General features: G+C 34.6%; 17 protein-coding genes and 2 tRNA genes. 10 read left to right on the plus strand and 9 right to left on the minus strand.

Features of this window, described 5'->3' with window-relative positions:
* Positions 1-67: 67 nt before the first annotated feature.
* Together GQR94_RS02965 and GQR94_RS02970 are read right to left on the minus strand one after the other, a co-directional pair.
* Positions 68-1,612 (minus strand): hypothetical protein, encoded by a 1,545-nt coding sequence (locus tag GQR94_RS02965; RefSeq protein WP_158974092.1) that lies wholly within the window; start codon positions 1,610-1,612, stop codon positions 68-70.
* A gap of 164 nt (positions 1,613-1,776) precedes the next feature.
* Positions 1,777-2,187 carry a DUF4293 domain-containing protein gene (locus GQR94_RS02970; protein WP_158974093.1) on the minus strand — a complete coding sequence of 137 codons (411 nt, stop codon included), beginning with the start codon at positions 2,185-2,187 and terminating at the stop codon, positions 1,777-1,779.
* Positions 2,188-2,379: 192 nt separating this feature from the next.
* On the opposite strand from GQR94_RS02970, the gene rho reads away from it, so the two are divergent.
* The 4 genes from rho (at position 2,380) to GQR94_RS02990 (ending at position 6,956) form a co-directional block, all read left to right on the plus strand.
* Positions 2,380-4,122 (plus strand): transcription termination factor Rho, encoded by a 1,743-nt coding sequence (rho, locus tag GQR94_RS02975; protein WP_158974094.1) that lies wholly within the window; start codon positions 2,380-2,382, stop codon positions 4,120-4,122.
* A gap of 220 nt (positions 4,123-4,342) precedes the next feature.
* Positions 4,343-5,053 carry a hypothetical protein gene (locus GQR94_RS02980; RefSeq protein WP_158974095.1) on the plus strand — a complete coding sequence of 237 codons (711 nt, stop codon included), beginning with the start codon at positions 4,343-4,345 and terminating at the stop codon, positions 5,051-5,053.
* A 749-nt stretch (positions 5,054-5,802) separates the two neighbouring features.
* Positions 5,803-6,474 (plus strand): hypothetical protein, encoded by a 672-nt coding sequence (locus tag GQR94_RS02985; RefSeq protein WP_158974096.1) that lies wholly within the window; start codon positions 5,803-5,805, stop codon positions 6,472-6,474.
* Between the two features lie 92 nt (positions 6,475-6,566).
* Positions 6,567-6,956, plus strand: a complete 390-nt coding sequence (locus GQR94_RS02990) for a DUF2306 domain-containing protein (RefSeq protein WP_199271531.1) — start codon at positions 6,567-6,569, stop codon at positions 6,954-6,956.
* 74 nt (positions 6,957-7,030) lie between these two features.
* Here the strand turns inward: GQR94_RS02990 and rpsT are convergent, their stop codons facing one another.
* The 4 genes from rpsT to proS form a co-directional block, all read right to left on the minus strand.
* Positions 7,031-7,282: a 30S ribosomal protein S20 gene (gene rpsT, locus GQR94_RS02995; RefSeq protein WP_158974097.1), complete on the minus strand. Its 252-nt coding sequence runs from the start codon at positions 7,280-7,282 to the stop codon at positions 7,031-7,033.
* A 49-nt stretch (positions 7,283-7,331) separates the two neighbouring features.
* A tRNA-Glu gene (locus GQR94_RS03000) sits at positions 7,332-7,403 on the minus strand.
* 56 nt (positions 7,404-7,459) lie between these two features.
* Positions 7,460-7,531 (minus strand) — tRNA-Glu (locus GQR94_RS03005).
* A gap of 78 nt (positions 7,532-7,609) precedes the next feature.
* Positions 7,610-9,085, minus strand: a complete 1,476-nt coding sequence (proS, locus tag GQR94_RS03010; RefSeq protein WP_158974098.1) for a proline--tRNA ligase — start codon at positions 9,083-9,085, stop codon at positions 7,610-7,612.
* A 96-nt stretch (positions 9,086-9,181) separates the two neighbouring features.
* Between proS and GQR94_RS03015 the strand changes: the two genes are divergently transcribed.
* Positions 9,182-10,384, plus strand: a complete 1,203-nt coding sequence (locus GQR94_RS03015; protein WP_158974099.1) for a hypothetical protein — start codon at positions 9,182-9,184, stop codon at positions 10,382-10,384.
* 30 nt (positions 10,385-10,414) lie between these two features.
* Positions 10,415-11,923 carry an OmpP1/FadL family transporter gene (locus GQR94_RS03020; RefSeq protein ID WP_158974100.1) on the plus strand — a complete coding sequence of 503 codons (1,509 nt, stop codon included), beginning with the start codon at positions 10,415-10,417 and terminating at the stop codon, positions 11,921-11,923.
* Between the two features lie 53 nt (positions 11,924-11,976).
* Here GQR94_RS03020 and GQR94_RS03025 read toward each other — a convergent pair whose 3' ends face one another.
* Together GQR94_RS03025 and GQR94_RS03030 are read right to left on the minus strand one after the other, a co-directional pair.
* Complete coding sequence (locus GQR94_RS03025; RefSeq protein ID WP_158974101.1) at positions 11,977-13,404, minus strand: T9SS type B sorting domain-containing protein; 1,428 nt, start codon at positions 13,402-13,404, stop codon at positions 11,977-11,979.
* Positions 13,405-13,515: 111 nt separating this feature from the next.
* Entirely contained in the window at positions 13,516-15,303 is a 1,788-nt protein-coding gene (locus GQR94_RS03030; protein WP_158974102.1) for a T9SS type B sorting domain-containing protein, read from the minus strand.
* A gap of 135 nt (positions 15,304-15,438) precedes the next feature.
* On the opposite strand from GQR94_RS03030, the gene folE reads away from it, so the two are divergent.
* On the plus strand, positions 15,439-16,119 hold the full coding sequence (folE, locus tag GQR94_RS03035) for a GTP cyclohydrolase I FolE (RefSeq protein WP_158974103.1): 681 nt from the start codon (positions 15,439-15,441) through the stop codon (positions 16,117-16,119).
* Positions 16,120-16,135: 16 nt separating this feature from the next.
* Positions 16,136-17,617 (plus strand): cysteine--tRNA ligase, encoded by a 1,482-nt coding sequence (gene cysS, locus GQR94_RS03040; RefSeq protein ID WP_158974104.1) that lies wholly within the window; start codon positions 16,136-16,138, stop codon positions 17,615-17,617.
* Here cysS and GQR94_RS03045 read toward each other — a convergent pair.
* Complete coding sequence (locus GQR94_RS03045; protein WP_233268630.1) at positions 17,614-18,531, minus strand: AraC family transcriptional regulator; 918 nt, start codon at positions 18,529-18,531, stop codon at positions 17,614-17,616. The two genes, cysS and GQR94_RS03045, sit on opposite strands and share 4 nt — an antisense overlap.
* Before the next feature lie 225 nt (positions 18,532-18,756).
* On the opposite strand from GQR94_RS03045, the gene GQR94_RS03050 reads away from it, so the two are divergent.
* Positions 18,757-20,280: an aldehyde dehydrogenase family protein gene (locus GQR94_RS03050; protein ID WP_158974105.1), complete on the plus strand. Its 1,524-nt coding sequence runs from the start codon at positions 18,757-18,759 to the stop codon at positions 20,278-20,280.
* A 26-nt stretch (positions 20,281-20,306) separates the two neighbouring features.
* Complete coding sequence (locus tag GQR94_RS03055; RefSeq protein WP_158974106.1) at positions 20,307-20,681, plus strand: DUF779 domain-containing protein; 375 nt, start codon at positions 20,307-20,309, stop codon at positions 20,679-20,681.
* Positions 20,682-20,770 lie beyond the last annotated feature (89 nt).

Genomic DNA, 20,770 nt, shown 5'->3' on the forward strand with positions numbered 1-20,770 from the left:
AATTACTACAAAAAGAAAAACGATTGCCTTTTGACAATCGTTTTTTTCTTTAAATTCTGATACTCAGCTATTCACAGCTATTAAGCGCTTTTGCAAATTTTGTTAAATCCTCTTTAGTATTTTTAAATTCTCCTGATTCTACATTTGCTTTTAAAGCCGCACAACCATCACCAAAAATAGCCAGTTCTTTATTAAAACCGAAAACAAAGTTCTTTCCCATAGTAGATGTTCCTTCTTCAGAACCATTTAATAAAAGCACAAATTCATTAGTCATATGCTCATACAAATTAACCTTTGCTCCTGCTACCAAGACTTTTGCAAATTTTAGAGAAGCATTTTCATCGCCCTCTAATGAAGACTGAAAATTAACAACCTCAAAAACATCACCACTAGCCACTACCATTTTCTTTGCATTAACCGCTTCAAACACCTTAACTTCATTATCCGCTGAATCTACCAAATTAGCCACTGCACTAATGCGAGATAACTCATTAGCTGTTACCAGTGTCTGTAAGGTATCATTTTCAGTTGTAATCAAAAAAGCAATAGACTTTTCAGAGGTATCCTCTGGTGCTTGAACAATAATTTCGGTAACCACAGGTTCATCAGAAACATCTTCGGTAATCACCTCAAAATGCCTTGTATCCAATTCATTAAGTTTCAATTCTTCTATTAATTTATCGGCATTTGCAATAATTCTTTTTCCATCGCCTTTATCATAATCATTTGCAATAAGCTTATTGGCATATTCCTTTGCTTTTTCTGGTTGATCTAATTTTAAATACAACAACGCATTATTATAAAAACTAGCATACCTTACTTTACGCGATTTCTTGTCATCACCATTAAACCGAACAACAACATCATCAAAATAACCAACTATAGGCTTCACCTCTGCTAAAAGAGTTTCTACGGGCTGATCATACTCCATCTTTTCAAAGATTTCTTTTAACCCATTACCTGCTTCTTGATGTTTTCCAAATTCCGAGTGTTTTTTATTTCCTAAAATCCAGAAATTATTACCATTAGAACTGGTATAAGGCACATATCCATATAAGTAATTAACCCTACTATATATTTGATCTTCAATTTCTGAACGATGTTTTACACGATACTCATCTCTAATATTATACCTATTGTCATTATAATATTTGCTCGCTGCCGAATAGGATTTAAAGCTAGAGCTAACATAGTTATCTGATTCCTGATACGTATTAGAACTACTTTTTTCCGTATAAGAATTTGTTAAAGACAAGGTTGCCGAAGAGCTAAAACTTGTATGCACATTATAGTAGTATTTGGTAGAGATTACCTTCCCATCTTTATCTTTCTCCTCCACAGTTTCTTTTTCTATATTAACTTCACCTGCCTTTGTTCCATGAAAATTAAACACAAAATCTATAGTACCGTTAGTAGCCACTTTTGTAAACCCAGACAAGCGAATACTTCTTGTGTTGGAAGAATAGGTACGTTTGGCATCATCTAAAATGGGGTGTGTAGGCAAATTTACATAAGAAACTTTAAAATATTCGCGATCTAAATTGGCACTTTGGGCACACAAAATGGTGTTTATTGAAATAAATAAAAGAAAACATAGTAGTGTTAATTTCATGAAATTTGATTTTTTGTTAAAATAATGTTAACGAATTACAACATTTAATTTAAAAAAAACAAATAAATAGTAGAAAATAAACCTTATTATTCTTAATTTTTAAACAATAAAAAACCCGGGCACTACCCCGGGTTCAACGCACTAATACTACTAAGATGTTAGGTTTAACGTAAGCGATCAACAGATTTTACAAGATCCTCATCCTTCCTAATTGCCTTGTTGGCCAAGACTAAAAAAACGATAGAAAAAATAGGAATCAGCATCCCAATACCCTTCTCAGAAACCGAAATTTCTCCAGATAAGTTTAGCGATCGATAAACGAAAAATCCTAGTAAAAAAAGGTTCAATATCATATTCAATCTGTTTACCACAAATTGGTTTTGTCTTTTTTTGTACAATAATATACTTACTAAAGCCAATACGGCCGAAACGAAAAATGCTCCAGAGATTAAAACATCATCTTTTGCAAAAATTTCCTTTCCTTCAATATCAGACCATAGGTTTACCCAAAACGGTAAAGCGGCCGTTAAAAGTATAACGATAAGTAAATATAAGGTTTGGATTCTTTGAATCATTCTCTAAATTATAATTTAAGACTGCAAAATAAGCGTCTTTTTAAGAAATATCAATGAAATATTGAAAATAATTTGTAATATTGTCTCGCAGTACAATAACACTCACCAATATTTTGGACATCGTTCCGTTAATTATCAAAATCACAATACACTTCATTTTTTCATAGAGACGTATAATTTATTCAATTATTAATGTTTGAAATTTCAGATTTAAAATCAAAAAAGCTTCCTGAGCTTCAGGAAATAGCTAATGGTTTAAAAGTACCAAAGTACAAAACCTTAAAAAAACTAGACTTAGTTTATCAAATTTTAGATGTGCAAGCTGCCAACCCTAAAGTTGTACAAGCTGCGCTAAGTAATGCCACTCCCGAAGTAGCAGAAAAACCTAAGCCAGCCAAAGTTCTACGACCTAAAAAACCTAGAATCACAACTAAAACAGACAAAACAGAAGAACCTGCTACTGAAAAAACGGTAGAAAGTGTTCCTAAAAAGCCAAATCCGAGGCCTAATAAGCCAAACCCAAGGCCCGTTGTTGCAAAGGAACTTCCTAGCAAAACTACTGAAGAAAGCCCTGCACAAGAGACAGCTAAAGCAACTCCTAAAGAAGCTAGAGCTCCGCATCCAAAAAATACGAAAACTCCAGTTTCTAATCAGAAAAAAGAGTTTCAAAAAAAGACTCCTGTTCACAATAATCAGAACAACAGCAATCCAAATCAAAATAATCCAAATCAAAACAAACCTAATCCTCGTCCAAAACAGGAGAAGAACAACAATTTTGATAAGGATTTAAAAAACAGGTATAAGGAGCCAGAATACGAATTTGATAGTATTATAGCTAGTGAAGGCGTTCTAGACATCATGCAAGATGGCTACGGTTTCTTGCGCTCTTCTGATTACAATTATTTATCATCACCTGATGATATTTATGTTTCACAATCTCAAATACGCTTATTCGGTCTAAAAACTGGAGATACGGTTTTAGGAAATGTTCGCCCACCAAAAGAAGGAGAAAAGTATTTTCCTTTAATTAAGGTGAATAAAATTAATGGGATTGACCCTCAAGTGGTGCGTGATCGTGTTGCTTTTGAGCATTTAACACCCTTATTCCCTCAAGAAAAATTTAATTTATCAGAAAGACAAGGTACTATATCTACACGAATTATCGACTTATTCTCTCCTATAGGGAAAGGACAAAGAGGTATGATTGTATCGCAACCTAAATCTGGTAAAACAATGTTATTAAAAGACATTGCAAATGGTATCGCAGCCAATCATCCTGAAGTTTATCAAATTATATTACTTATTGATGAACGTCCAGAGGAAGTTACAGACATGCAGCGTAATGTACGTGGAGAGGTTGTAGCATCTACTTTTGACAAAGAGCCAACAGAACACGTAAGAGTGGCTAATATTGTATTAGAGAAAGCTAAAAGATTAGTAGAATGCGGCCATGATGTTGTCATCTTATTAGATTCTATAACACGTTTAGCACGTGCATACAACACGGTACAGCCGCCATCTGGAAAAGTATTAAGTGGTGGTGTAGATGCAAACGCATTACACAAACCAAAACGTTTCTTTGGAGCTGCACGTAACATTGAAGGCGGAGGATCATTATCTATTATTGCAACCGCATTAACAGAAACAGGCTCTAAAATGGATGAAGTTATCTTTGAAGAATTTAAAGGTACCGGTAACATGGAACTACAATTAGATCGTAAGATTGCTAACCGTAGAATATTCCCTGCTATTGATCTTACTTCTTCTAGCACACGTAGAGATGATCTATTGCTAGACGAAGCTACGATACAACGTATGTGGATTTTACGTAAATACCTTGCAGACATGAACCCTATAGAGGCTATGGAGTTTATTGAGCAACGTATTAAACAAACAAAAAACAATGAAGAATTTTTAATGACGATGAGTCAATAAAAACAAATCTTCTTTTAAATACTTAAAGCCCAATGAAATTATCATTGGGCTTTTTTTATTTCGCTTATTTCCAAGGTTATACAAATGCCACTTCATAAATTAAAGCCGTTTAGAATTTAATTTCTCACATATTTCAAATATATTTACAACGCATAAAAAGTACAATCCCCTCTACGACTTATATGCAAGTAATTTTTTTTAACCCTAAAAATCACAACCAATGACATGTAAAAAAAATCTGGGATTGCTCTTTATTGCTTTCTCGCTACTCGTAAGCTGTAATTCTGAAAAGAAGCCAACTACTCCCGATGCTCAGCCTAATCAAAAAGAGCAACACGAAGAAACTCCGAAAGAAATTAAAGCTCCCGAAAAAATTATCACTATTACAGAAGCTAAAGAAGTTTACGATAATTACACACAAAAAAGAGCTAACCTAATTGAAGCCACAGAAGAACCCTTAGAAGATGGTTCTAAATTTATTGCTTCGCGTTTTGGCGATTACGATATAGAAACGGTAAAAAACTATATTGCTTATGTAGAGCAAGAAGCTAAAGAGGCTGGAGTAAAAGTAGAAACCTTACGTTTTTATTTCTCTACCTACCCTGATAAAAAAGAATTTCCTGACCGAAAAAAAGTAAAGCACCCGCGCCAAAATTCATTTTTTATACTTCCTACTATGAAAGTAGATACTATGAATCTAGGGTTCTACATTAAAGATTCCGGAGATGGCAAAAAAGAAGCTGCTTTGATTCGTGACTACCCAGGAGTATTAGACAGTAAAATGGGAGCTACTAAAAAAGCAAACAAATCTTATGCCTCTTTTGGACTAAGTTCAAATGCATCTTCCACATTGTTTTATGGAGATCAAAGCTTAATCATGAACGAAGGTCAAATGTACCCACCTCCACCAAAAGAATCAGATTTTAATTAAATTCTTAACAATGGGTGTGTTCGATTATTATCTTAAAAATTCTCAACTTTATTTTTATGGCATAGCAATTATAGTAGCTATATTTCGATACCCAAAATATTTTGACACACCCTTAAGGTTTTTTCCAATTTTTTTAATGTATACTTTTCTAAATGAATTATTTGCCTACCTCATACATAATGAGTCTAATTTTTTCAACCCTTTTTCAAAAAACGTATATGAGGATAATAACTTGATATTATACAATTTCTATAATATTATCTTCTTTTCATACTTCTATTACATTTATTGGCATTTCACAAAAACACAACAATATAAAAATTATATAAAATATGCTGGATATAGTTTTTTTATAGCGGTAGCTATTAACCTTGCATACCAAAAATTCTTTACAGAACAACAAATCATTACCTATATATATGGAAGTATTTTACTAATAGGCTGTATCCTATTATTTTTAAAAGAGCACAAATCAATTTTAAGAAAAAAAACAATCAAATATAGTTTACTTTTTTGGCTGAGTATTGGTTTACTGATTTTTCACCTTTTTTATATACCAATCAAATTATATTACAATTTTTCAGATTTTAAGGACAAAATCCTATTCTACAATATAAAAAGAGTACACTTATCTTTAATATGCATTATGTATAGCTTTATTATTTACGGTTTTATCCAAACAAAAGGAAAATTAAAAGTATAATGCAATCATTAAATTCACTATATTAAATACATTAATCCCCCTTAATTTGTTTGAACAAATTTTTTCTGATCATTATCTAATCCTTTATGTAGTAACTATAGTAACTTCTATTCTGAGCTATAAAAATTATTTTGAGAGTACATTAAGGTATCTTCCTGTTTTGTTAACGTACATTCTTCTAACAGAAGTACTAGGTCTCCTTATAAAATTAGATCCTGAACTAAACCCCTTTATCACTGGTTTATACTCCGACTATAACTACATCATATATTATGTTTATAATATTTTATTTTTCAGTTACTTCTATTATGTGTATTGGAACTATACCTCTAGCGAAAAAATAAAAAAAATAATAGCTCATGGAGCTGCGCTATACTTTATCATTGCTCTTGTTAACGCCTATTTTAAAAGCATCATTTCGGAAAGACAATTATTCTCATATACGTACGGTTCTCTTTTACTCATTTTCTTAGCACTAAACTTTATCGTAGAAAACAAAAGAAATCCCATCCTTTTTAAAAGGTTGTTATTCTGGATAAGCCTAGGACTAATTATATATGAAGCTATTTATTTCCCTATTAATATCGTTTACAGTTATATCACTAAAGAAAATGTGGCCTTGTATTATCAAATTGTACCTTATCATAAAGCCGCTGTATTTGCATTATACGGCTGCTTCATCATTGGCTTTATAGTTATGAAACCTAAATTGAAGTAACGCTAATCAATTCAATCCCATTAATTGACACTTGGGTTGCAAAAATTACAGATGCGCCTTAAAATCGCATAGTTTTAGCTGAAAATAATAGAATGAATAGCTACAAAATTTTAATGTTTACACATTTAATAACAGTTACACCATGCCTCTTTGTTGGGGCCTATCTTTTGCTTGCTCAAAAAGGCTCAAAACAACATAAATTGATCGGAAAAATTTATATGTCTTTAATGTTTTTCACCGCACTAGTAAGCCTATTTATTCCCGCTCATGTAGGCAGTCAATTTTTAAACCATTTTGGATGGATACACTTATTTAGCTTATTGACACTTTACAGCGTTCCGACAGCTATAGTTGCCGTTAAAAAAGGTAACATTAAAGGACACAAAAGAAAAATGATAGCCTTGTATTTTGGTGCGCTAATTATTGCGGGAGGCTTTACTCTAGCACCTGGAAGATATTTACACCAAGTATTCTTTGGGTAAACTATTGAAAAATAAAAGCGCCTCATCAAATGATGAAGCGCTTTATATAATGTATAGCAAATTTCTACAAAAACTTATAGAGCTGCAATTTGCTTAGATAATTTACTTTTAAGATTAGAAGCTTTGTTAGCGTGTATAATGTTACGCTTAGCTAATCTATCAATCATACTAACTACAGTAGGGTATAAAGTTTCAGCAGCTTTCTTATCTTCTTCAGTACGAATTTTTCTTAATGCATTACGCATTGTTTTGTGCTGATATTTATTACGGATACGCACTGCTTCGTTTCTTCTAATTCTCTTTAACGCTGACTTGTGATTTGCCATTTTTTTTCTAATTTATTTATTAGGATTTTCAATCCTTAATTTTTTAAAGTAGTCCGTAGGGGAATCGAACCCCTGTTACCAGGATGAAAACCTGGCGTCCTAACCCCTAGACGAACGGACCATAATATATTTAAACTGAACAGCAAGAAATAGAATATTCTACATCAAGCTATTTTGTAGTCCGTAGGGGAATCGAACCCCTGTTACCAGGATGAAAACCTGGCGTCCTAACCCCTAGACGAACGGACCAACAAATTGCGTAATTGCGGATGCAAAAATACAACTATTTTTTACTATTGCAATAGCTAATTATTATTTTTTGAAAAATTAATACGCTTTCGCAAATAACACTCTATTTTTTGACGGTTTTCCGGTAAGAATACACACGCCATTTTCAAGTTTAACATCTATCGGAATACAACGTATTGTTGCCTTCGTCTCATTTTTAATTCGTTCTTCAGTTTCCGGAGTACCATCCCAATGCGCAGAAATAAATCCTCCTTTATTTTCTAAAATTTCTTTAAATTCGTCGTAATTATTTGCTTCTGTGATGTGATTTTCTCTATAATCGGATGCTTTTTTAAAAATATTCTTCTGAATATCCTCTAGTAAGAATTCAATTTTAGCAACAATTTCATCTGCCTGAACGGTTTCTTTTTCTAGCGTATCTCTTCGAGCAACTTCAAAAGTTCCATTATCCATGTCTCTTTGACCTATAGCCAAACGAATAGGTACTCCCTTAAGTTCGTACTCAGCAAATTTAAACCCTGGCTTATAGGTGTCTCTGTTATCGTATTTCACAGAAACTCCTTTTGCCCGTAATTCCTTTACAAGTGGCGCAATACGCTCCGAAATAGCATCTAGTTGGTCCTCACCCTTGTAAATAGGAACAATAACTACTTGTATTGGCGCTAATTTAGGAGGAAGCACGAGTCCTTTATCATCACTATGTGTCATGACCAAAGCCCCCATTAATCGCGTAGAAACTCCCCATGAAGTAGCCCAAACTAATTCTTGCTTTCCTTCTTTCGATGTAAATTTTACATCAAAAGCTTTTGCAAAATTCTGACCTAAAAAGTGAGATGTTCCTGCCTGCAACGCTTTTCCATCTTGCATAAGTGCTTCAATACAATATGTTTCAATTGCACCTGCAAATCGCTCTGTTTCTGTTTTCAAACCCTTAATTACAGGAACAGCCATATGGTTTTCAGCAAACTCAGCATATATATTCATCATTTGTTCCGCTTCCGCAACAGCTTCTTTCTCTGTAGCATGAGCAGTATGACCTTCTTGCCATAAAAATTCTGAAGTACGTAAAAATAAACGCGTACGCATTTCCCAACGTACAACATTAGCCCATTGGTTAATTAATATTGGTAAATCTCGGTAGGACTGAATCCATCTTCTATAGGTATCCCAAATAATGGTTTCAGAGGTTGGCCTAACAATTAACTCCTCCTCTAATTTGGCATCAGGATCTACGATAATTCCGCTTCCATCTTCTGCCATTTTAAGTCTGTAATGTGTGACCACTGCACATTCTTTTGCAAAACCCTCTACATGACTCGCCTCTTTACTCAAATATGATTTGGGTATAAATAAAGGAAAATAGGCATTCTCATGTCCTGTCTCCTTAAACATAGTATCTAAGGCTGCCTGCATTTTCTCCCATATGGCATATCCATAAGGTTTAATGACCATACAACCTCTAACTCCCGAATTTTCAGCTAAATCGGCTTTTACAACAAGTTCATTATACCATTTAGAATAATCCTCGCTTCTTTTCGTTAAGTTTTTACTCATAGCACTTAGTTTGGCACAAATCTTGTACCTTTATTTAAAAAATAGTTCCGTAAAACTAACTATTTTTACAGTGTTCAACAATTAAATTTCTAATAGATGATACATCCAGCACCCCTCCAAAAAATCAGAGCGGCATATTTAATGCCAATTTTAGCATTATTCATAGTGTCTTGTGGTTCATACCAGCAATCCTCGTATTACGATAATGATGGTATTTATTCTAACGAGAGTCAACAATATACAGAAAGGCCAAATACTCAAGTTCAAAAAACTGATAATGCTTACGCAAATTATTTTGGACAAAAGGCAGATCAATATCAAGAAATTCTTGATGATGAGATTTTCACTGATATTGACGGATATTATAGTCAAGCGCAAGACAGCACCGAAATGGCTTATGATGACGACAATTATTACAATGATGATTATAACACCTATGATGGTTATGGATCTTGGGGAGAAAACCCAACAAGTGTATCTATAAACTATTACAACAATAACAATTGGGGTTGGAATAATTGGGGTTGGAACAATTTCGGATACGGTTATGGCTGGAATAATTGGGGTTATGGCGGCTACTACGGAGGTAATTGGGGTAGACCTTGGGGATATAATCGTTGGAACAATTGGGGATACAGTGGGTATTACGGATATAATGGATATTACGGTGGCGGATATTACTCTCCTTACTACAACAACCGTTACCGCTACAACAATTACGGCGGTAGAAACTACGCTCATACCTACGGAAGAAGAAGTAATTACAGATCTAACCTATACAATACTTCTGCTTTAAGAAGCAGATCTGCGCTGTCTAATTCAAGATCTAACTATTCTTCTACAAGAGGTAGAACCAGCGGAACTACAGCAAGAAGATCCTCGTCATACCGATCAGGAACTAGCACAAATAGAAACACAGGCTACAGAACATCTAGAAGCACAAGAGTAGCTCCAAGCAGCAATAGAAGCTCAAGATCTAGCTCTACATACAGAAGTAGCTCACCCAATACAAGCAGAAGCACTTACAATAGATCTTCTACAAGAACGTACACACCGTCTACCAGCAGATCTTCAAGCAGTAGCTCAAGAAGCAGCTCGCCAACAACAAGAAGCTCCAGCTCTAGAAGTAGCTCACCATCATCTACTAGAAGCTCTAGTAGCAGATCTAGCAGCGGTGGAAGTTACAGATCTTCTGGCAGTTCTTCCAGAAGCAGCAGCAGTGGTTCTTCTTCTAGAAGCAGCGGAAGTTCTTCTAGATCATCATCGAGTAGCAGCAGAAGTAGTGGTAGAGGAAATTAAGCCTAGTTTTTAATTCTAATTAAGATTGATATGAAAAAGTATATTACTTTAATCATGGTAGCGGTATGCGCAGCTACGAATGCACAAAATATTGATGACGTTTTAAGATATAGTACAGACAACCTTCAGGGTACCGCAAGATTCCAGGCAATGAGTGGAGCCTTCGGAGCACTAGGAGGAGACTTATCATCTTTAAACATAAACCCTGCAGGATCGGCAGTTTTCAACAATAGCCAATTCACCATTTCTGGAACTAATTTTCATGTAAAAAATGAAAACTCATATAATGGCAGCAATCCTTTTAACACGACAGAAAATAATTTTGATATCAATCAAATAGGCGGTGTATTCGTATTTAACAATAGTGATCCAAATGCGAAATGGAAAAAATTTAGCATAGGATTAAATTTCGATAAAGTACAAAGTTTTGATAATTACATTAATGCTAACTACACGACTACCCAAGGTATCGATAACTATTTCTTGAGCTTTGCAGAAGGCTTACCTTTAGGTCCTTTAAAATTACAGGACGGAGAGTTTACTGAAGAGGCTTATTTAGATATTGGCTCTTCTTTGGGATTTGTAGAACAACAAGCTTTCTTAGGCATTTTCGGAGGTGTAATTGATGCTGTAGATCCTGACAATGACAATAATACTGCCTACATTTCTACAAGTGAATATGCTTCTGTATCTCAGAACTATCGTAAAATTAGTACTGGATATAACGATAAATACACTTTTAATATGGCGTCTCAATATGAAGACAACTTATATGTTGGTGCCTCCATTAATGTACACAGCATATTTCTAGATCAGCTTACGGAACTTACAGAAAATGGATATGATGCCAACTCACAAGTACAGTTCACCACGTTTGATAATTTATTACGTAGTCGTGGAAATGCTTTTTCCTTTAGCTTAGGTGCTATTGCAAAAGTAAACAACAGTGTAAGACTTGGTGGTAGCTACCAATCTCCTACATGGTACAGAATTTCAGATGAATTTTCTCAACGTATTAACTCAACGATAGCAGATGAGGATATTGGTTTTATTAACTTCAACCTTATTAATGCCTACGACAAATACACTATTAAAACTCCAGGAAAAGTAACAGGAAGTTTAGCTTTAGTCTTTGGAAAAGACGGGTTACTAAGTTTAGATTATGGATATCAAGATATGTCTAATGCGGAACTAAGACCTGATTCCGATCCTGCTTTCGCCGCTGAAAACAATTATATTTCAAATCAATTACAAGCTGTTTCTTCTGTTAGACTTGGTGGAGAATACAGAATTAAACAAGTGAGCTTAAGAGCGGGATACCGTTATGAACAAAGTCCTTATGAAAATAATGTTATAGGAGATTTAAACGGAATCTCAGGTGGTCTGGGATACAATTTTGGACCTAGCAAACTAGATTTAGCAGTAAACTCTTATTCTCAAGACAGAAATGCTACAATCCTAAGTACTGATCCTACTGCAAATTTAAATAGCGATAACACAAATACGAATGTAACCTTGTCTTACACGCTAAATTTTTAAAGTAACTACAGTTTGAACTTACATAAGAAAGACTCGCCCAAAAAGCGGGTCTTTTATCGCTTTAGCGTAAAGTGATTTTGAAGAATTTTAGCTATTACTACTCCATTTTCAGTTTCAGCATATTCAAATCTGAACCAATAATCGGAAGCTGGCATTGGGTTTCCAATATAAGTACCATCCCAAGTGCTATCTGCATCTAATTGTATTAATAATTTACCATAACGATCAAAGATAAAAACTACAGGATCTATAATACTAGCATCTTCTATTCCTTTAATATTCCAAGTATCATTTATTAAATCGCCATTCGGCGTAAAAAACTTAGGATATCCTATTACTAAAAACTCTATAGCTTCAGTAGTACCACAACCATTTTTATCATTAATTATAACCGTATTTATTCCGGGAGGCACATCATAAAAAATAGGAATATCTCTAAACGCCCCATCATTAATAGCATATTCATAAGAACCATTACCTCTTAAATCTTCTACAACTATTTCAATATTATTTTGATCAGGATCATTGGTAATGTTCGAATTTAAGATGATTACCTCTTCTAACACTGGAGGTCCAAATACAGTAATTAAAATATCATCAACAATAGTGGTTGCTAAACTTGTTGTTATTTCTACAAAATAACGACCAGAACTTGCAAGTTCTGCAGGAACAACAAGCTCCTGAGCAGTACCCAAAGGTCCGTTTAATAATTCTGCATCAATAACACCATCATCTTCATAATCTACAGACCAAATAACATTTACTACATCTGGTCCTGCAGGAGAACGCAACGCACTTAAAGTAATAGCAGGATCACCTTCACAGGCTGCAATGTCAAATCCTAAAAACTCGTCTCGCAACGTACAATCTAAAGCACTATCTTGATCTTCATCCACAGAACTTCCTGTAAATGTAAGCTCAAAAGGCTCTGCATCATCGTCAAAATTTGTATTAAAATTATTGATTAGAATATAATAAATTTCACCTGCCGTAACATTTAAGTATTCATCATAGGTGTTTAAACTCTGTGTTTGGTTTGGCCTACCTTCATCACCATTCTCTGGATTTATTCCTAAACCTGTAAAACTCGTAGTATTCACTTCATAATTACAACGAATAGGCTCCGCTGTGCCATTTGAGATAGTCTCACACTCTACATCAGGCCCGTACACCGCAAAATCCCATTCTGCAGTATCAGAAAGCGCTTCTATATCAAAACCAACTTGGCCATCTGTACCTGCTCTAAAAACAAACCAAGATGTATTGTTTTCAATATTAGCAGAACTTACACTACCCTTTTCTAGACATCCCGTTTGTAAAATTACATCAGGATCAAAATCTTCTATATCCCCTAATCCGTCTGCAAGCCCTAAATAAGGAATATCTGCACATACAGGAATAGCGGTTCTACAATCGGGTGAATTTTGAGCAGAGGTTGTCATAAACAACATAAAACAAAGCATACTTAAAAATAGTCTCATTGTGTGTGATGGTGTGTGATATTGCTTATTAACTTAATATACGGTGAGTTTAGTATATTTAGTCGCTATTATTTGCATTTAATCGATGAAATGCGCCCTAAAAATTGAAACTTATCGCTTCAATGAAAAATGATTGTTTATATATTTTGCCACAACCCGACTTCCGTCCGTTTCTAAATAACTTAATTGAAACCAATAATCTGATGCTGGCATTTGTATTCCATTATACAAACCATCCCATTCCGTTTTAAATATATCTAACTGTTGTAATAATTTCCCATAACGATCAAAAATCAATAGTATCGGACTATCTAATGTCTCCAAACCTTCTACCCCCCAAACATCATTAATTCCGTCCCCATTGGGACTAAAAAAACGTGTAAATCCTACAACCACAAAGGTTTCAGAATCCATACCACAACCCTCTAAATCATTTACTGTAACCGTATGCATCCCCGGCAAAACATTATTAAATTGTGAGCTAGTCTGAAAAGGCTCGTCATCTAACTGATACTCATAATCTCCATCTAATTCTGTTGACACTACAACACTATTATCAGCCTGCAGATCATCTATAGCTACCGTTGTAATATTTGGCGATTTTGAAATAACTAAAGTAGTATTAAAAACTTCGGAACAAGTAAGTGCACCAACAGTGGTACTTATCGTAACTTCATAAGATCCTGCTGTAGCAACAGCTATAGTCGCTGTATTTTCACCCGTACTCCACAAATAGGTAAAATTTGAATTTGGCGTATCATCCCCAATAATAGCCGATGAAATAGCTTCACATAAATATACGGTTTCAGGAAAATTTTGTAGTATTGGATCTGAAACAACAAGCTGAAAATCCTGAGAAGCATCATAGCATTTTGGATTTGCAAAAGAAGATACTCTAACATAAATTGTTTCTGTCCCAGCAGATTTTACATGACTATTCTCTAAACTATTAGCTCCTGTTACTGCATCGGTAAATGTTTCATGATAGGTTACCAGGAAAGCATTTGAATCTTGAGCTCCTAAAACTTCACTATTGACACTGCTCAAATCAAATGCAACATCATCAAAACAAAAATAGTTATCTTGAATTGAACTTGCGGAAGGGTTTGGCGTAAAAGACACCTGTACATCACTTATAATGTTTCCTGCAGATTCACGCACTACTACACGATAATCTGAAGAGTTTAAGACAATCAAACTTGCACTCACCTCTCCTATAATTTGCGAATAACCACTACCATCATTCCTATACCATTCATAACTTAGTGCACCAACAGTCGTAGCATCTAACTCCACAAAATCTGATTCGCAAGCTGCAATAGGCGGACCTAAAAGATTGTTAATTATAGAACAATCTAAAGCATCATAAGGATTGGTTTCAAAAATAGCTCCAGAAAATTGAACAGAAAATCCCGAATTTATATTTGAAAAATTATTAATTAAAAGATAGTATTCTTCTCCCGGTACTACAGAAAGCCAGTCTTCATATTGAATATTATCTGTAACTCCCGTAGGATCTTCCCCTACTCCAAGAAAATTATTTTGATCGCCATTATCTAAAAAATTACAACGAACTGGAGCTCCCAAATTAGCACAATCATCTGTCTTGTAAAGGGCAAAATCCCAATCTTCATTAACATCCGTACTAATATTAAAACCCAATTGACCGGTGGCGGAAGTTCTAAAACGGTACCAAGCAGAATTTGATTCAATGGCACCCGATGCTGTGCGCTCTAAACAACCAGATGCAGCAGCGTTGTTAAAATCGTCTACTCCATAACTATCTATACCACTATTCACAGGAGTATTACTGCAAATAGGTATAGCCGTTACACAATCTGGAGAAATTTGTGCAACGGAAAAATTAGAAAATAAAAAAAATAATATAATAAATCTCATTAGAGATACTTTATTCGTAAGTATAAAACTAAACAGTCGACAAAGTCTGTGCTAATTAATGTTGTGTAACAGGGTAAACTTGCTATTAAATAGTAGATAATGTATATCTTTGCAGCATTTAAGAGATGATAATAAATGAAAATTGACAGCACATTAGAAGATCAATTTGAAGAAATTGGAGATAACCATATTTCTACTTCTGAAGAGACCCCATTACTTGCCAATGCTTTTGAATTAAGTGATGAAGAAAAAATAGTAAAGATTAAAGCAAATGTTTCTGAAATAATGGAAACCCTTGGTTTAGACCTTACTGATGATAGTTTAAAAGGAACTCCTAATCGAGTAGCAAAAATGTTCGTTAACGAAATATTTTCTGGCTTACATCCTGACAAAAAACCAAAATCTTCCACATTTGATAACAAATACAAATATGGCGAAATGTTGGTTGAAAAAAACATAACCCTCTATAGTACCTGCGAGCACCATTTTTTACCAATCGTAGGTAGAGCTCATGTAGCTTACATTTCTAATGGTACCGTCGTGGGGCTCTCCAAAATGAATCGTATTGTAGATTATTTTGCAAAAAGACCACAAGTACAAGAGCGTTTAAACATTCAAATTGTAAGAGAATTACAAAAAGTATTAAATACCAAAGATGTTGCCTGTATTATTGATGCAAAACACCTTTGCGTTAATTCTAGAGGAATTCGCGATATTGAAAGCAGTACAGTTACCGCGGAATATGGTGGAAAATTTCAAGAAGAAGCAACACGTAAAGAGTTTTTAAATTTTATTCAATTAGAAACAAGGTTTTAATTTTTTTCAATAAAGCATGCAGTTATATAAAACTCAACATTTAAAAGTTTATAATTCATTATCCGGACAAAAAGAACTATTTACACCTATTCACGAAGGTGCTATAGGAATGTATGTTTGTGGGCCTACTGTTTACAGTAATGTACATTTAGGAAACTGCAGAACGTTCATGTCTTTTGATATGATTTTTAGATATTTTAAACATCTAGGCTATAAAGTCCGCTATGTACGTAATATTACAGATGCAGGGCATTTAGAAAATGATGCTGAAGATGGTGAGGATAAGATTGCAAAGAAAGCTCGTTTAGAACGTATTGAACCAATGGAAGTTGTACAACGATATACGGTTGATTTCCATACTATTTTACAAAAATTTAATTTCTTACCTCCAAGCATTGAACCTACCGCAACGGGTCATATTATTGAGCAGATTGAAATTATCAAAGAAATACTTGCCAAAGGTTTCGCCTATGAGGTAAATGGCTCTGTATATTTTGATGTCCCAAAATTTAACGAAACACATAATTACGGAAAATTAAGTGGTCGTAAGTTAGAAGATATGATTGCGAATACTCGCGAATTAGCTGCACAAGACGATAAGCATAGTCCACAAGATTTTGCTCTTTGGAAAAAAGCAGAACCACAACACATCATGAGATGGCCTTCACCATGGGGTGATGGTTTTCCCGGCTGGCACCTAGAGTGTACTGCCATGAGCACCAAATACCTGGGAGAGACCTTCGATATTCATGGAGGTGGAATGGATTTAAAATTTCCGCACCACGAATGTGAAATCGCACAGGCGGAAGCTAGTAACGGTGTTTCCCCCGTAAATTACTGGTTGCACGCCAATATGCTTACTTTAAATGGTAAGAAAATGGCAAAATCTACAGGTAATAATATTTTACCCGATGAGATTTTTTCTGGTAGCAATCCGCTACTATCAAAAGCTTTTTCCCCTACTGTAGTGCGCTTTTTTATGATGCAAGCACATTACACTAGTATTTTAGACCTCAGTAACGATGCTCTTTTGGCTTCGGAAAAAGGATTTCTAAAATTGATGGAAGCACTAAATACGATAGACAAACTAGAAACTAATCGTAGTTCTGATTTTGATTTTAAAGCTTGGCAACAGAAATGTTATGATGCCATGAATGACGACTTTAATACCCCTACATTAATTGCACATTTATTTGAAGCTGTTAAGCATATTAACGCAATTAAAGACAATAAAGAGTCTATCTCAGAAACAGACAAAATACTTTTAAAAGACACATTTAATGCCTTTATTTTTGATATTCTTGGCTTAGAAGATAAAAATGATGCGAATGCAGATTCAGACAAATTGTCTGGAGTAGTTGCCTTATTAATTCAACTTAGAAAAGAAGCTAGAGACAATAAAGATTTTGCCACTTCTGACGTCATAAGAGATCAATTAGCAGCACTAGGCATTCAATTAAAAGACGGCAAAGACGGCACTACATTTAATGTTTCTTAATGCAAATTATGTTGCATTTTTAACTGATACTCCCCAGGAGAGATATGTTGTTTGGTTTTGAAAACGCGATTGAAATACGATCTACTTTCAAAACCACACTCCATATAAACATCTTTAATTTTTCTTTTAGAATTCTGAAGAAGGCTTACCGCAAGCTTAATTCGCTCATTATTAATAAATTCTATTGGCGATATCCCTAATTCATTTTTAAAAACACGATGAAAATGGGAAGGACTCATGTACGCTTTCTTACTTAGCTCTTCTACAGATAATGTTTCATGAAGATTTCCGCGAATATATTTGATAATAAAAGACAATCTACTATCTCCGCTTAACGCTATGGTCTCACGTGTATAAATTTTCCGTCCATTAGTTTGTAAAATTCGCACAATAAGCTCTCGCAACATATTATCTACGAAAAAATCTTTAGAAGAATGATTCTCCGTAAACAAAAACATCAAGCGCTGTACTATTTGATAAATCCCTAAATCATTCACAAAGTGAAAATTATAATCCATTATCCCCCATTCATTACCATTGTCTTTTGGCATATTCTCATTCATTAACTGCAATACCTTATGTATTTTTTCTTCTGAGATAGCCATTGCTAAACATTTCGTAGGGTTTTTAAGTTGCGCTTCTGGAAAATCAATACACATTGTCTCATTAGCAGGAAGTATTAATGACTCCCCAGGCAAAAAATCAAATGCTTGATGATCTCTCAAATGCATTACTTTTTTACCCACAATCATACTAGCCAAAACAGGCTGTTCAAACTTCAACAAAACCTCATTAGCTTGCTTGTGTGTTTCAAAAATATGCATAGCAGCATTCCTTAAAGTATAGGAAGTCTGGTTTTCTACGAGTGACTCTAATTTTCTCCCTTTTAAAAATTTATCCGATAACGCAATCATAAACAATAAGGTTTAATCGAATTATTAGCTTTAATTCTATTAAATATATAAAATAACATGTTAAATAATCTTAAAGTAATAATAAATAGCAGTTTTGTTCATCAAATTGATAGAATACTTCATTTAAATTAACGCAACTAAAACTAATTTTAGAAGGTGATTAATTCTCAAGAGCTAAAAAATCACATTGTTGAGTTAAATTATTAATCCTTAAAATATTAAATCATGAGTAATGTGCAGACTACAGAACAGAACATTTTAGAAAAGCCAAAATTTAAAAATCAATATGAAAACTATATTGGTGGCAAATGGACTTCTCCCATTAAAGGACAATATTTTGAAAATACATCTCCTGTAGACGGCAAGACTTTTACAAAAATTGCTCGGTCTACTGCTGAAGATGTAGAATTTGCTATTGATGCCGCTTGGAAAGCGGCACCTTCTTGGAACAGCTCTTCTGCTACCACACGAAGCAACTTACTCTTAAAAATTGCCGATGTCATGGAACAAAACCTAGCAATACTTGCCAGAGCTGAAACATGGGACAACGGAAAAGCTATACGAGAAACAACAGCTGCAGATATTCCATTAGCAATAGATCATTTTAGATATTTCGCAGGTGTGATACGTGCAGAAGAAGGCTCTGTAAGCGAATTAGACGCAAATACGGTTGCACTCAATGTAACAGAACCACTTGGGGTTGTTGCGCAAATTATTCCTTGGAACTTCCCTATACTGATGGCAACATGGAAAATTGCTCCAGCCTTAGCGGCCGGAAACTGTGTGATCCTAAAACCCGCAGAACAAACACCCGTAAGTATTTTAGTACTCATGGAGCTTATTGAGCATATTCTACCTGCTGGAGTATTAAATATTGTAAACGGTTTTGGCGCAGAAGCTGGCAAACCTTTAGCCTCAAGCCCAAGAATTAGCAAGGTTGCTTTTACAGGTGAAACAACAACCGGACAATTAATAATGCAATATGCATCAAAAAATATTACTCCTGTAACGCTTGAATTAGGCGGAAAATCTCCTAACATTTTCTTTGAAAATATTATGGATGCCGATGATGATTTCTTTGATAAATGCTTAGAAGGCGCAGTGATGTTTGCCTTGAACCAAGGTGAAATATGCACATGCCCTTCTAGGATGTTAGTACAGGAAAGTATTTTTGACAAATTTGTAGCCCGTGTAGCAGAACGCACAAAGGCTATTAAATTAGGACATCCACTAGACCCAACAACGATGATGGGTGCACAAGTATCTAATGATCAATATGAAAAAATATTAAACTATATCCAAATAGGTAAAGAAGAAGGTTGCGAATTAATTACAGGTGGAGAAGCCGCTTACAATGAAGGCTTAGAAGGCGGATACTACATCCAACCAACCATATTAAAAGGGAATAATAAGATGCGTGTTTTTCAAGAAGAAATTTTTGGACCCGTACTTTGTATTACCTCTTTTAAAGATGAAGCTGAAGCTATAGCGATTGCAAACGACACATTATATGGATTAGGAGCTGGAGTATGGACACGAGACACACACCAAGCATACCAAATTTCAAGAGCAGTACAAGCAGGAAGAGTTTGGGTAAACTGCTACCATTTGTACCCAGCTCATGCGCCTTTTGGCGGCTATAAAAAATCTGGTATCGGTAGAGAAAATCACAAAATGATGCTAAGTCACTACCGTCAGACTAAAAATATGTTGATTTCATATGACAAAAAAGCTATGGGTTTCTTTTAACACCAACTACACTAATAATTTTTTACATGAAAACAGCAAGGGTTTTAATTACAAATCAAGCAAAGGCAATTGTCGTACAGCTACAAGAAAAACATGGTGAACTCATGTTTCATCAAAGCGGCGGTTGTTGCGATGGCTCTTCACCCATGTGCTTTGAAAAAGGAGAATTATTAGTAAATGAAAATGATGTGCTCTTAGGAACTATTGCTAATTGTGAATTTTACATGTCTAAAGACCAGTTTGAATATTGGAAACACACGCAATTAACGATTGACATTGTAGAAGGCCGTGGCGCTAGCTTTTCCTTAGAAATTCCTTTAGGAATCCGGTTTATAACCAAGTCTCATTTATACACCGAAGAAGAAGCGAAACATTTAGAACCTATTTCTTCTAACGTTTAAAAACGAACATAAGCATTCCATAAAACCCGCCAATGAGCGGGTTTTATAATTTATATAGAATATTGTATTTTTGAATAGAATTTCATTTT

Source organism: Cellulophaga sp. L1A9 (assembly GCF_009797025.1).
Lineage (GTDB): Bacteria > Bacteroidota > Bacteroidia > Flavobacteriales > Flavobacteriaceae > Cellulophaga.